Raw genomic sequence first — 13,501 nt, forward strand, 5'->3', positions numbered from 1 at the left:
AGCTCATCCGCGCCGGTCGAATCCGGCTGCCAAGGTGGCGTCATGGACGCCCAGTTTGGTGCCGAGCCAGGCTCGGATCAGGTTCATGCCCTGCGCGGCGAAGTCGCGAGCGGCCATCGCGGTCGGGAGTGGATTGTCGGCGTGCTTCGTGCCCTTGAAAGCGGCATTGAAGCCATTGCGCCATGCCTCCACGGGCTGCCCGGCGTAGATCCGCGGATGCTCTACGTATACGGAGTCCGTCACCAACTCCAGCAGTTCCAGGTACTGGGGAGTACGCCCGAGCCCTCCTGCTGCCGTCCACAGGGCGTACCCCAATGCTTCGAGGGCGACGCCGATCTGGAGCAGGTGAGACTCGATCGTCGTACCGCGCTGGAACATCGTCGTCACCGCGATCCACGTCGGCCGCGACCACAGGGCCCAGTTGTTGATCCATTCTTCAAGTGCTCTCCGCTCGACGTCCGCGAGCCGGAACAACGGGTTTGCCTTAGCGCGGTCGAGGGGCTCGATCCACGTCGCCGACCTCCCGAAGGTCGGCTCGTAGACCTCGCGCCACAGGCGGCGATCGTCATCGTCCGCGGCGTAGGGCTGATCGTCTTCTCGTTTCACGGACACGATGCCCGCGAGGCACGGCTTGCCGAAGACGAGGCACATCAGGTCCTGCAGCATGTGGTGGACAGCAGCATGCTCCTGCCACGATCGGAGGTCGGCTGTGCGGGTGCGAAGTAGCGCCAGATCGGTGATGCCGAAGACATTGCCCTTGGGGCTCGGGTTGTAAGTGAAGGACGACTCGACTGTGGCCTCGGCATCTCCACCGAGCAGGATCGATTGCTGGTTCTCGGCATGCAAATTGACCCACGATCCGAAGTCGGTTGTCTGTGTGACGGTCGACATTCCTGTCCAATTGGAGAGTCCGTCGATCTCGCTGGCCATGCCGTCAACCTCGACGTAATCCACGTCGCTATCACCGGCAGCGATCACCCGTTGAGCCCGAAGCCGAGTCAATCCGGTCCCCAGCGTGGAGACCGAACCGCCAACGTCACGACAGCCGCCGAGGACGTACGAGCCCTTTGTGTCGTGATACCGAAGCGTCGTCGGAACGCCGTCAGCATCACGATCGAGGAATCCCACGAAGAGGCCGCCTGTCGAGTCGACCCGAGGAAGGCTGATCACTCCTCCGCGTTCGTCAAGCCGGAGGAACGCTGCGCTTAGCTCCTCGTCCAGACCTTCAACATGACCGACACCCTCGAGTCCGTGAACCAGCTTGCGAGCCATGTGCTCATACAACTCTAGAACTGGATCACTTCTAGTCTCCCCGGCCCAACGCCGATACCGAGCTTTGACGAGCTCGAACGAGTCCTGAAGTCGCGGCCCCGTCACCCGCCTTCACGCCACCAAACCGAGCGGCACGCATGCTACGAAGGTCCGTAGATCGGTCCACCCCTCGGGGTGGGCCGAGCGTCATTTCAAGGCTAGGTGACGAGTGTTGACGGGCGGTGACGAGGCAGATGCACGGTGGCGTGAAGTTCTACCGAGGCTCTGCGGCCGCCGCGCGCTCCTACGTCGAGGCCGACCACTCACGCGCCGACGACTACTACCTGGCCGAAGGCAGCGGCCTGGCCGAGCACTACATCGCCGGCGCCGGAGCTGTGCACCGCGTCGGCGACCTCGACGGCCCGACATACGAGCGCTGGGTCGGCGGGTACGACGTGCTAACCGGCGCTGCCAAGGGGCGCCTGCGCGACGACGCACGCGCGCTGCGGTTCGTCGAGGTCATCGTCAACGGGCCGAAGTCCTGGTCGCTCGCCGCCGCACTCCACCCCGACATCGCGGCGGCGTACGACGCGGCGATGAGCAGAGCAGCTGGTGAGGTGATCGGGTGGGTGGCCGAGCACGCCACCACCCGGGTCGGGCCGCGCGGGCGTCAGGTGCAGGTGCCGGTGGAGATGGTCGAGGCGGCCGTCGTACGTCACTACACCTCGCGAGCCGGCGACCCGCACCGTCACCTCCACGTGCAGATCAACGCACGCGTCTTCGCTCGCGGCGCGTGGCGTGGACTGCACTCGGTCGGCGTCGTCGACAGCATCGAGGCACTCAACGGGATCGGTCACGCCGCCGTGATGTGCGACCCCGACTTCCGGGCCGCGCTCGCTGAGCGGGGCTACAGCCTCGACGACGACGGCGAGATCCAGCAGCTCGCGCCGTACGCCGGCGGGTTCAGCCAGCGCGCCGCACAGATCAACCGCAACGTCGACCGGTACGAGGCCGCCTGGCGGGCCGAGCACCCCGACCAGGAGCCCGGGCCGCGACTGCGCCGTACCTGGGACCGTCGCGCGTGGGCGGACGCGCGACCCGACAAGGTCGTGCCCCAGGGCGGCGCCGACCTCGTCGCCGCATGGAACAGCGAACTGCGCGACCTCGGCTTCACGCCACCGACCATCCGCGCGCCAGAGCCGGGTCTTCAGATCGGTCGGATCAACCGCGACGTCGCCGCCGACCTTGTGCTCAGCCGGCTCGGCGGCAAGCGGTCGGCGTGGAACGCAGCCGACATCCGCGGCGAGGCCGAACGACTGATTGCCTCCGTCGGCGTGGTCGCCGAGCGACCCGTCCGGCACGAGCTGGTGGAGGACGTCGCCGATCGTGCCCGAACACGATGTGTGCCGCTGTTGGAACGTGATGACGTCCCGGAGCATGTCCGCAGTCTGACGTCCGAGCGAGTCCTCGATGTCGAAGCCGACCTGGTCGACAGCATCGCTGCACGCTCTGCGCGGCCGGTCACTGACGCGGTCCGGCTCCGCGGCGTCGCGCACCTCGACCCCGCGCAACGACGCGTCGTCGCGGCTCTCGCCGGTGACGCCGGCCTTCTGGTGATCGAAGGCGCCGCCGGCACTGGCAAGACCACCACCCTGGCTGCCGCGCGCGACGTACTGGACGACGCCGATCGTCGACTCGTGGTCGTCACACCCACGCTCAAGGCAGCCCAAGCGGCGCAGCAGCAGGTCGGTACCGACGCCTTCTCCGCCGCGTGGCTCATTCACCAGCACGGCTACCGCTGGGACCAGGACGGCCACTGGTCGCGGACCGACGCCGCGCCCGAGGCCCGCGCCCGTCTGCTCCCCGGCGATGTCCTCCTCGTCGACGAGGCCGGCATGCTCGACCAGGACACCGCTCGCGCGCTGTTCGCCATCGCCGACCGGGCGCACGCAGTCGTCGCGCTCCTCGGCGATCGCCACCAGCTGCCGGCCGTTGGCCGCGGCGGTGTCCTCGACCTCGCCGCACGCTGGGTGCGACCCGAAGCGCACCACGAGCTCGAGTCGGTCCACCGATTCAGCGATCCCGCGTACGCCGACCTCAGCCTGCTCATGCGAACCGGCGAGCGTGCTGGTGAGGTCTTCGACGCCCTTCTCGAACGCGGCGAGGTCGTCGTCCACGCCAGCGAGGTCGAACGCACGGCCGCCCTGGCCGCGATCGGTGCCGACGGCGATCAGCTCGTCATCACCGATACCCGCGACCAGGTCGGTGCGCTCAACGCAGCGATCCGCGACCGCCGACACTCCGTTGGTGAACAGTCTGGCGAACTCACCACGTGTCGTGGTGAGCGGATCGGTCTCGGCGACCGGGTGGCCACCCGACGCAACGACCGCGACCTCGCAGTCGCCAACCGCGACACCTGGACCGTCGCAGGCATCGGCGTCGACGGCAGCCTCCTCGTCACCGGCCGCGCCGGCCGACGCACCCTGCCTGCCGCGTACGTCCACGATCACGTCGAGCTCGCCTTCACCACCACCGCCTATGGAGCCCAGGGAGAGACCGTCGACTCCGCCCACCTGGCACTCGGCGACGCGACCGGGGCCGCCTCGGCGTACGTCGGCATGACCCGCGGCCGCCACCGCAACGTCGCCCACCTCGTCGCCGAGACGGTCGACGACGCCCGCAGCCAATGGGTCGACGTCTTCAACCGCGACCGCGCCGACCTCGGCCCAACGCACGCCGCCGACAGAGCCGCGGACGACATCGACCGGTACGGACCGAACGCGCAGCCGACCGCCGCGGGACTCCACGCTGAGGGGTTGCGCGACGGCCCACGTCGGCCACCCCAGCCGATCCCGGCTCCTCGACCGAGCTCCCGTGGGATCGGCCGCTGACCAACTCCCTCTCGCCGAGTGATCGCCCGGAGCGGTCTGGATGACATAGGTGACCAGGAGAGGCTCGGGTCTCGACAGCACCGGTCACAGATGTCCGATCCGCAGAGCGCGATGTTGCTTCTCCAGGCAGGAGTCGCCGAATCCGTCGGCGGCCACGGCGAGAGGCGAAGTGATGGTGACACCCATCGGCATCCCGGACGACTGGGACGACGACAACCTGATCCTGTTCGAGGAGTTCTGCGAACTCATCCGCACACCTCAGCGCACCGTTCGCGACTGGCGCCGACGCGGCGTCGGACCACGCTGGACACGCTTCCAAGGCGTCGGCCGGCTCTACATCACCGTCGCCGAGGCCCGACGCTTCCTCGCCTCAGCCACCGCCACACGAGCGGAGGTGCGCTCCGATGGCTGAGCGACGCCCCATCCCGGTCTACCTCAGCCTCGAGGAAGCCGCCGAAGCCATGTCGGTCTCGGTCAAGACCATCCGGCGCTGGATCGCCGCCGGCACCCTCCCCGCATACCGCTGCGGCAAACGCGCCATCCGGATCAAACTCGAAGACCTCGAAGCAACTCCCCGGCAGATCCCGTCCGCTCGCTGGTGAGACCTGCTGAGATTCGCGCCGCAGCAACTAGGCCGATCTCGCAGTGAAGCCCACTCCCGCGGTCATGAGGGGACGGAGTGCCTGGACCAAAGCCGCAAGCTCAGCCGCGGCGAGGTTGCCAGGCACGCCAACCTCCACCAGGGTCTCGGCCCGAGCGAAGGCGACGCGAGCGGCGGTCTCGAAGCGGCCGAGTTGCTCTGGGCTGAGCGCGTCGGCCTCTGCCTTGCGACCGTAGGAGGCGACCTCGTGCTGGGAGCGACGCAGGTACTCCTCGAACGTGTCGACGTGAGCCTTCGCCCGCTTGTAGTCGCGGTCAGCTCCTCGCCGGCAGGTGTCTGAGCAGTACTCCTTGCGACGACCGGGCCCAAGCTCCTGAACAACGGGCTTCTTGCAGGTGAGCCGCCCGCAAGGGGGGGCAATCTGGCCAATGCTCGGGTCGTCTGCATTCATGATGTCCGCCTATTCGCGCGCTATGGGGGCTCGTAGGCGTCTAGTGTCGCGGCAGATCGTCGCCAGGGGCCGCAGAAGCGCCGAACTACAACGGTGTTTATTCGCGCAATTCACCGACGAAATAGCCCCCGCCTCGTCGGCGTGTTGCGCCGCGGCGGGGCAGCACCGCTGCTGGACTGGCGTCGTCACCTGAACCCAGGTGGCGCAGAAAGCGCGCAAATGCCAAAGCGCCCGGCTGGGAGGCCGGGCGCTGAGGTGCACGGGACATGAGATGTCGCCGCACGGGTTGAACTGCAATGACATCACCGGTCCCGAGCTCGCGCAAGACACGCACTGAGGTGCGAGACGGGAGGGATCGCCAATGTGGCGGTTCGTCGTAGCAAACAACCAGGCCGGAAACCCCACGTGGTGGCTCTACGCCGGCAACAACGAGATGGTGGCGTGGGCCGGTGAGACGTTCGCGTCGACCTACAACGCCAGCCGGGCCGCGTCGGCCTTCAAGGCGGGAGCGAAGACCGCCCGGTACGACGTCTACCAGGACGCCGGCGGCTCCTGGCGATGGCGAGCGTGGCGCGGCTCCGACAAGGTCGCGGCGTCCGGTGAGTCGTTCTCGAGTCGGCACGCGGCCCAGGAGGCGGCCAACCGCGTCCGTGACAACGCGGGTGGGGCGGGTAGCGCCGCAGCCTGACCCGACAGGGGCGCCGGCTCCCACCTGGGAGCCGGCGCCTTCGTGGTCGCGCACAGTCGCCTGAGATTCTCTGCAATCATCCTGTTGAAGAATGAGGAGGTAGCGTGGTTCGACCAGTTCCCACGCGTGTCTACCACTTCACGCATGTTGATAATCTGTCGACGATCCTGCGGGAGGGGATCCAGTGTCACGCCCAGGCCGGAGCCAGCGGACTGACCGCGGTGGACATCGGCAACCGCGCGATTAAGGCGAGTCGAGCCTCGCGTCAGGTGCCCGTGGCGCCGCACGGGTTGGTGGGGGACTACGTTCCCTTCTACTTCGCTACCCGGAGCCCGATGATGTCGGCCATCGACAACGGTCGGGTCCCCGAGTACACGGACGGCTCGGATCGCCTCATCTACCTCGCCACGACGCTCGAGGCCCTTACGGCAGGGAGTGCCGAGATCGTGCTGACCGACCGGAATGCCGCGCTGGCCTTCACGGAGTTCCACCGCTTGGCTGACGGTGAGCCCGCTGAGGACTTCATCGACTGGCCGCTCATGGAGGCGCGGTACTGGAACAACACCAATGAGTACCCGGATCGGCGAGAGCGCCGGATGGCCGAGTGCCTCGTACACCGGTCGGTTCCCTGGGAGTCGGTGCTCTTTGTCGGTGCAAGGAGTCAGACTGTGGCCGACCAAGTGGACCAGATCGTTGGCGCCGCTGAGTGGATACCGCGCGTGGCAGTGCGGACCAACTGGTACTTCTGAGGCATGCTGGAGGTGAGATGATTAAGGAAACAGCCGGGAACCTGCTGCTCGCCGACGTCGAGGCGCTCGTCAACACCGTCAACACCGAGGGTGTGATGGGCAAAGGCATCGCGTTGCAGTTCAAGAAGGCCTACCCAGCGATGTACGACGCCTACCGCAAGGCGGCGAAGGCTGGCGAGATCTGCCTCGGCCACGTTCAAGTCTGGCCGACCGGACAGATGACTGGCCCCAAATACGTCATCAACTTCCCGACCAAGGGCCACTGGAAGTCGCGGTCTAAGCTCAAGGACATCGAGGCGGGACTCGTCTCTCTGATTGACGTGATCCAAGAGTTTGGCATCCAGTCGATCGCTGTCCCGCCGCTGGGATGCGGTAACGGTGGCCTTGACTGGCGCTACGTCGAGCCTCGGATCGTTGCAGCCTTCGAGCACGTTCCGGACGTCGACGTTCAATTGTTCGCACCGGAAGGTGCTCCGGCCGCTGCCGAGATCGCAACGGCGGCGAAGCGTCCCGAGATGACGCCGGGACGGGCGGCCTTGGTCGAGCTCATTCATCGCTACACGGGCCAGTCGTTCATGGCACCCGGGCTCATCGAGTCGCAGAAACTCATGTACTTCCTCCAGACCGCTGGTGAGCCACTCAGGTTGAAGTTCGCCGCCAACCGGTACGGCCCGTATGCCGACAACCTTCGTCACGTTCTCAATGTCGTCGAAGGGCACTTCCTCAGCGGCTACGGCGACGGTAGCGCGACCGTTGCGGAAGCAGAACCGTTGGTGGTGATGCCCGGCGCTGCGGAGGAAGCGGAGCAAACACTCGAGAGTGCCGACGAGACCCGGGAGCGCATCGACCGCGTCCTCGACCTGGCTGCCGGATTCGAGTCGGCCTACGGTCTTGAACTTCTTGCGACGGTGCACTGGTTGGCGACACAAGACGTGACAGTGGACGATGACGCGCTCATGGAGAAGGTATGGGAATGGTCACCGCGCAAGGCGCGGATGTTCACTGCTGACCATGTGCGCACGGCGCTCGAGGCATTGCGCAGGCAGGACTGGCTTCCAAAGGCCACGGCCGCCTGAGGGAAGTCAACGATCACGCCTGGCGCTCCACGCGTCGTACGTATCGCCGATCTTCTCCGCCAGTGTCTTGTCACGGTCCAGCGTGGCGTGTTGGTAGATCGCCATCGCTGCTTGGGACGCGTGCCCGGCGCGTGCCTGGAGCTCGGCGGCGGTGGCGCCCTGCTGGCCGGCGAGGGTCAGGGCGGTGTGCCGGAGGTGGTGAATCGTCAGGTCCGGTCGACCGGCGGCTTCGCGCGCTGGGCGGTAGCGGTCCATCAGGTACCGCACGCTCATGTGGTCGGTCCGATCGCCGGCGAACAGCAGTCCAGCCGGGCCGGGAGCGGTGTGCTCGAGCAGGTGCTTCGGCAGCATCGGAAGGAACGGCGGCGGGACGTGCACGGTACGGACTCCGCTGGCCGTCTTCGGTGCGCTGATGACGCGTCCGCAATTGGGGCAGGCGTCCTTGGTCCCGGGGATGACGTCCTTGTCGACCTTGCGCGTGACCCTGATTCGACCGCTAACGCCGTCGATGTCGGAGCGTCGCAGCTCCAACAGCTCGCCCTCGCGGAGGCCCACGAACGCGGCGAGCACGATGAGCAGTCGCAGCCGCTCGGGCATCGTCTCGATGATGACCGCAAGCTCGTCGAGGGTCGCCGGCACGGCGACTCGCTTCACGCGAGCAGAGCCGGCGCCGCGGATCTTCGGTGGCGCTCGGAAGATGAGCTCCTCCTCCTCGGCCGACTGGAGGATCGATCGCAGGAGCCGGTACGCCGCGGCGTTGCTCGACTCGGTGGCGGGATCGAGCGAGGCGCGCCACTGCTTGATCTCCGACAGGGTGACCTCGGTCAGCGGCATCTCACCGAAGTAGGGGAGGATCCGCGACCTCAGCAGCTGCCGGTAGTTGCGCTGTGTGGTCGGCCGCAGGCCGCGCTCGACCAGGAAGCGCTCGGCGAACGAGCCGACCGTGTTCCAGGCCGCGGCGGACTGCCGCTTGGACTCCGCCACCTGGCGTGCCCTGGGCGGAGTCCACTCCTCTCGGTCCACCAACGCCCGCTCGGCCGCGAGCCACGCTTCGGCGTCCATCTTGGTGGCGAGGGTGCGCGAGTAGCGGGTGCCGTCGGGCATGGAATAGCGAGCTCGGTGGGTCACCTTGCCGGTCGCGCTGACCCGCCGCTCGACCTCGCCGAAGCCCCGTCGCCTGGCCATCCGGCAGCCGCCCTTCGATCCCGATTCCTAACCCCCTGCTTGGTTAGCAGCAGGAGTCCCTGTGGGGGACTGGTGGGGGAAAGAATGTCCCCAATAGGGGAATCTTGTCCACCTATGTCCGACGTTTCCGCAGGTCACAGCCATATTGCGCCTGCTCCGGGTCGATTTGCAAGCAGGGGGTTAGGGGTTCGAGTCCCCTAGGCTCCACCAGCGAAATCCCGGCAGCCTGGGATCTTCTTCTTTTCTGAAGTGTTCCGGTCGACTTCCAGATTGGCTTCTAGGGGCTGGTGGGGAGAGCTCGATCCGTCGCCGCGAGGTGTTGAGTCAGCTTGCGTCGAGGAATGCCTGGTAGCGGGCTTCGAGCGAGAGCCGGTCGGTGAGGGACTGTGGCCACGTCGTTCTTCGGCGCCTAGTCGCGCGGTCCGGCTCGGCGAACTGGCTCGGCTCTGCGGCCCGGCTGGTGGCGTCGCCGGGTCTCCGAGCGACGCGAGATGTGCGCAACTCCTTGCCTCGGGGGGCGATGGGTCGTGCCGCCGGACCTCTGACGTGTCCAGGACCGGCGCCTGTGCAAGGCGCTGTGTCCGAAAGGTGCCAATACTTCGACAACACCTGCTATGGGGTGCGGCCTGCGGCACCATCACCAGGGTGATCTTCTCCCCCGCCCGTCTCTCCCGCACGTTCCTCCGTGTCTTGGTGGCGCTTGTGCTGGTGGGCGTGGGGGCCGTGATCTCGCCGGCGCCGGCTTCCGCGGACGCCGGCGGTCGCGGGTTCTACATCCCCGGCGCCTTCGCGAAGGTGAGCGCCGGGGAGTCGCTGACGTATCGGGCGTACATGGACGACTTCACCCCCGTCCCGAAGATCTTCGTGGACCCCGCTTCGGCGTCGGTGTGTCAGATCACCGGCTACGACCGCAGCACCTGGCTCCTGACGGTGCACATGCTCAAAGGCGGCACGTGCACCATCTGGTACGAGTACACGACTCCCAGCGTGCGCGCTCGTTCCGACATCCCGGTCGACCCTCACGTGCGCCAAGGCGTGACTGTCGAGGGCGCCCCCACCACCGTCCCGCTCGGCGCCGGGCAGGTCGCCTTCACCGCCTACTCCGACGGTGACCACGGGGCGCTCGACGTCGTGCAGGCCGTCGTCCCCGGCAACGGGATCGAGACCTGTCGGGTGACCGGCTACAACCGCAGCACCTACCGGGTCACCGTGGCCCTGTTGCGTGGCGTGGTGTGCAACATCCGTCTGGCCCGAAACGAGACCGCCGTCTACCACGCCTCAGAGCGGTACTTCCAGTTCAACATCGACGACCCGCAGTCAGACCAGAGCCTCCTCTGGTCTCCCGTTGCCACCGCACCGTCGTGGGCTGACACGCCAGTGACGCTGGATGGCACCGCGACCTCCGGCTTGCCGATCACCTACACGTCGACGACGCCGAATCTGTGCACCGTTGAAGGAAACACCCTGCACGTGGTGGACGGTGTCGGGCTGCTGCCGAACCTCTACGGCTACTGCACCGTCACGGCCTCCCAGCCCGGCAACGCCCAGTGGTACCCGGCCGCGCCGCTGACGCGCACCATCAAGCTGACTCCCCGGGAGCGCACCCAGACGGTGACCTGGCCTTACGACCCGTATCAGCGACTGGGCCCTGCGGGCGGCGACACGCTCGTCGTGCAGGCCTCTGTCGACTCGGGCCGGTCGCTGAGCTACCAGAGCCTGACGCCTCACGTGTGCACCGTGTCCGGCAACGTGGTCACGAGCAGCGTCACCTATGTCCGCGACACCTGCCGAATCCGCGCGACTGCCGCTGGCGCCTACGGCTCCTGGGAGAGCGCCAGCGCCGACATCGGCATCCCGGTGATGGCGTCCACCCGGCCCCCGGAGTTCTACACCAACCAGCTGGTCTTCCCTCAGATCTCCAGCCGCGAGATCGTCGCCGGACCTTTCGACATTGAGGCCAAAGGTGCGTTGCCCGTCACCGTGTACACCCTGAGCGCCGGGGTCTGCACGGTCTCGGGCAGGACGGTCACACCGCTCACGGTCGGCACGTGCACGCTGCGCGCGATCCAGAGCCAGAACCAGTACCAGCAGGCGGTCGTGAAGGAGCAGTCCTTCCAGATCGCTGCGGGACACCAGAACCTCGACTTCCCGGCGCTCGCTGACCGTGTGGCCACCGACGACCCGTTCACGCTGACCGCTCGCACGTCGTCGGGTCTGGCGGTCGAGTTCGCCAGCCTGACCCAGCAGGTGTGCACCCTGTCAGGTGGCAGCCTCATCCTGCACGGTGCTGGGACCTGCACGGTGCGCGCCGAGGCCGGCAACGCCCTGTGGGCGGCCGTCTCCCAGGACCGCTCCTTCGAGGTCACCGCCGCCCCGCAGACCCTCGACTTCCCCGCCCCCGCCGACCGTGTGGCCACCGACGGGCCGTTCGCGCTGGCTGCTTCGACCAGCTCGGGGGTGCCTGTGAGGTTCACGAGCGCGACTCCTGGGGTGTGCGCGGTGGATGGCGACGTGGTCTCGCTTCTCACCCACGGGACCTGCACGGTGCGCGCCGAGGCCGGCGACCAGGTGTGGGCGCCTGTCTCTGCGGAGCGGTCCTTCGAGGTCACCGCGGCCCCGCAGACCCTCGACTTCCCGGTCCTCGCGGACCGTGTGGCCACCGACGACCCGTTCACGCTGGCTGCTTCGACCAGCTCGGGGGTGCCTGTGAGGTTCACGAGCGCGACTCCTGGGGTGTGCGCGGTGGATGGCGACGTGGTCTCGCTTCTCACCCACGGGACCTGCACGGTGCGCGCCGAGGCCGGCGACCACGTGTGGGCGCCTGTCTCTGCGGAGCGGTCCTTCGAGGTCACCGCCGCCGCGCAGACCCTCGACTTCCCCGCCCCCGCCGACCGTGTGGCCACCGACGACCCGTTCACCCTGGCCGCGTCGTCCGCCTCGGGGGCGCCTGTGACATTCAGCAGCCTGACCCCGCAGGTGTGCACCCTGGCTGGTGGCCTGGTCACCCTGCACCGCTCGGGGACCTGCACGGTGCGGTCCTCCGCGGCGGGCAACGACGTCTGGGCGCCTGTCTCTGCGGAGCGGTCCTTCGAGGTCACCGCGGCCCCGCAGACCCTGGACTTCCCCGCCCCCGCGGACCGTGTGGCCACCGACGACCCGTTCACGCTGGCCGCTTCGACCAGCTCGGGGGTGCCTGTGACGTTCACCAGCACCAGTCCGGCGGTGTGCACCCTTACTGGTGACCGGGTCTCCCTGCACGGTGCGGGGACCTGCGCCGTGCGTGCCGAGGCCGGCAACGACGTCTGGGCGCCTGTCTCTGCGGAGCGGTCCTTCGAGGTCGCCGCGGCCCCGCAGACCCTCGACTTCCCCGCCCCCGCCGACCGTGTGGCCACCGACGACCCGTTCACCCTGGCCGCGTCGTCCGCCTCGGGGGCGCCTGTGACATTCAGCAGCCTGACCCCGCAGGTGTGCAGCCTGGCTGGTGGCCTGGTCACCCTGCACCGTTCGGGGACCTGCACGGTGCGGTCCTCCGCGGCGGGCAACGACGTCTGGGCGCCTGTCTCCCAGGACCGCTCCTTCGAGGTCGCCGCCGGCCAGCAGATCCTCAGCTTCTCGGCGCCCGCTGACCGCATGCTCGCCGACGGGCCGTTCACGCTGGCCGCCTCGACCAGCTCGGGGGCACCTGTGAGGTTCACGAGCGCGACACCGGGGGTGTGCGCGGTGAACGGCGACGTGGTCTCGCTTCTCACCCACGGCATCTGCACGGTGCGCGCCGAGGCCGGCGACCAGGTGTGGGCCCACACGTTCGAGGAGCGTTCGTTCGCTGTCTCCGCGCACGACCAGACGATCCACCTGGGCGGACTCGTCGGCACTGCGCTGTCCAGCCGCTCCGTCACCGCTTCCGCAACGTCCAGCCTGGGGCTCCCGGTCACGCTCACCTCGACGACGCCGGCCGTGTGCTCGGTCTCCGGTGTCGCCGTCGCGCTCCTCAAGGCCGGGACGTGCACCGTTCGAGCAACCCAGGACGGCACCTCGACGGTGCGTCCCGCGCCCGCCGTGACCGCGTCGTTCCCGGTGTGGGGCACGCCGGCTGCGCCGAAGACCGGCCGCCTGACGCAGATCGTGACGGTGCTGGGACAGGGAGAGTCCGACCTTCGGGTCGTCGCTTCCACTCCCGCCTGCCGCGTCAGCGGTGGCCGTCTGGTCTTCGTGTCGCCCGGTGTCTGCCGTGTCCGCGTGATGGGCGCCGGGAGCCGGGTTGTGCGTGTGGTCGTCTCCAAGGTCTCCGCGGCTTACGCCGCGACGTCGGCCAGCCACCTTGCGCGGGCGGGGAAGCTCTCCTTCGCGAAGGGCTCTGCCACGCTGTCTCCCCGTGCCAAGTCCTCCCTGCGCGTCCAAGCCCGGTCCCTGCGAGGTGCGAAGCTCGTGGTGGTCTACGGCAACCGCAGCGCGGGCGAGTCGTCGGCGCTGGCGGGGGCACGGGCTCGGGCGGTCGTCTCGTACCTACGCGCCCACGGCGTCAAGGTCACGATCGCGAAGGTCGGCTTGACTGCGAAGAAGGCGGCCGGCCCCGGCCGGGCAGCAGACCTGTTCGCCTTGCGCTGACGGC

At 68.2% G+C, this 13,501-nt stretch carries 10 protein-coding genes; 7 read left to right on the forward strand and 3 right to left on the reverse strand.

Annotated elements, in window-relative coordinates; all coding sequences use genetic code 11:
- Nucleotides 1-3: 3 nt before the first annotated feature.
- A complete protein-coding gene (locus LQ940_RS00085; RefSeq protein ID WP_231241238.1) occupies nucleotides 4-1,272 on the reverse strand; it encodes a hypothetical protein in 1,269 nt (422 codons plus the stop codon).
- A gap of 245 nt (nucleotides 1,273-1,517) precedes the next feature.
- Here LQ940_RS00085 and mobF point away from each other — a divergent pair, with 245 nt between their 5' ends.
- The 3 genes from mobF (at nucleotide 1,518) to LQ940_RS00100 (ending at nucleotide 4,744) form a co-directional block, all read left to right on the forward strand.
- Nucleotides 1,518-4,142, forward strand: coding sequence for a MobF family relaxase (gene mobF / locus LQ940_RS00090; protein ID WP_231241237.1), 2,625 nt, complete (start codon nucleotides 1,518-1,520; stop codon nucleotides 4,140-4,142).
- A gap of 172 nt (nucleotides 4,143-4,314) precedes the next feature.
- Complete coding sequence (locus tag LQ940_RS00095; protein ID WP_231241236.1) at nucleotides 4,315-4,554, forward strand: hypothetical protein; 240 nt, start codon at nucleotides 4,315-4,317, stop codon at nucleotides 4,552-4,554.
- Nucleotides 4,547-4,744, forward strand: a complete 198-nt coding sequence (locus tag LQ940_RS00100) for a helix-turn-helix domain-containing protein (protein WP_231241235.1) — start codon at nucleotides 4,547-4,549, stop codon at nucleotides 4,742-4,744. The genes LQ940_RS00095 and LQ940_RS00100 overlap by 8 nt, the downstream gene beginning before the upstream one ends.
- Nucleotides 4,745-4,771: 27 nt before the next feature.
- Here the strand turns inward: LQ940_RS00100 and LQ940_RS00105 are convergent, their stop codons facing one another.
- A complete protein-coding gene (locus LQ940_RS00105; protein ID WP_231241234.1) occupies nucleotides 4,772-5,194 on the reverse strand; it encodes a hypothetical protein in 423 nt (140 codons plus the stop codon).
- A 361-nt stretch (nucleotides 5,195-5,555) separates the two neighbouring features.
- Between LQ940_RS00105 and LQ940_RS00110 the strand changes: the two genes are divergently transcribed.
- The 3 genes from LQ940_RS00110 (at nucleotide 5,556) to darG (ending at nucleotide 7,707) form a co-directional block, all read left to right on the forward strand.
- Complete coding sequence (locus LQ940_RS00110) at nucleotides 5,556-5,882, forward strand: DUF1508 domain-containing protein (protein WP_231241233.1); 327 nt, start codon at nucleotides 5,556-5,558, stop codon at nucleotides 5,880-5,882.
- A 104-nt stretch (nucleotides 5,883-5,986) separates the two neighbouring features.
- Nucleotides 5,987-6,631 (forward strand): type II toxin-antitoxin system toxin DNA ADP-ribosyl transferase DarT, encoded by a 645-nt coding sequence (gene darT / locus LQ940_RS00115; protein ID WP_231241232.1) that lies wholly within the window; start codon nucleotides 5,987-5,989, stop codon nucleotides 6,629-6,631.
- 17 nt (nucleotides 6,632-6,648) lie between these two features.
- Nucleotides 6,649-7,707, forward strand: coding sequence for a type II toxin-antitoxin system antitoxin DNA ADP-ribosyl glycohydrolase DarG (gene darG / locus LQ940_RS00120; RefSeq protein ID WP_231241231.1), 1,059 nt, complete (start codon nucleotides 6,649-6,651; stop codon nucleotides 7,705-7,707).
- A 6-nt stretch (nucleotides 7,708-7,713) separates the two neighbouring features.
- Here the strand turns inward: darG and LQ940_RS00125 are convergent, their stop codons facing one another.
- Complete coding sequence (locus LQ940_RS00125; RefSeq protein WP_231241230.1) at nucleotides 7,714-8,892, reverse strand: tyrosine-type recombinase/integrase; 1,179 nt, start codon at nucleotides 8,890-8,892, stop codon at nucleotides 7,714-7,716.
- Between the two features lie 645 nt (nucleotides 8,893-9,537).
- On the opposite strand from LQ940_RS00125, the gene LQ940_RS00130 reads away from it, so the two are divergent.
- On the forward strand, nucleotides 9,538-13,497 hold the full coding sequence (locus tag LQ940_RS00130; protein ID WP_231365057.1) for a hypothetical protein: 3,960 nt from the start codon (nucleotides 9,538-9,540) through the stop codon (nucleotides 13,495-13,497).
- The last annotated feature ends 4 nt before the right edge of the window (nucleotides 13,498-13,501 follow it).

The organism is Nocardioides sp. cx-173 (assembly GCF_021117365.1).
Taxonomy (GTDB): Bacteria; Actinomycetota; Actinomycetes; order Propionibacteriales; family Nocardioidaceae; genus Nocardioides.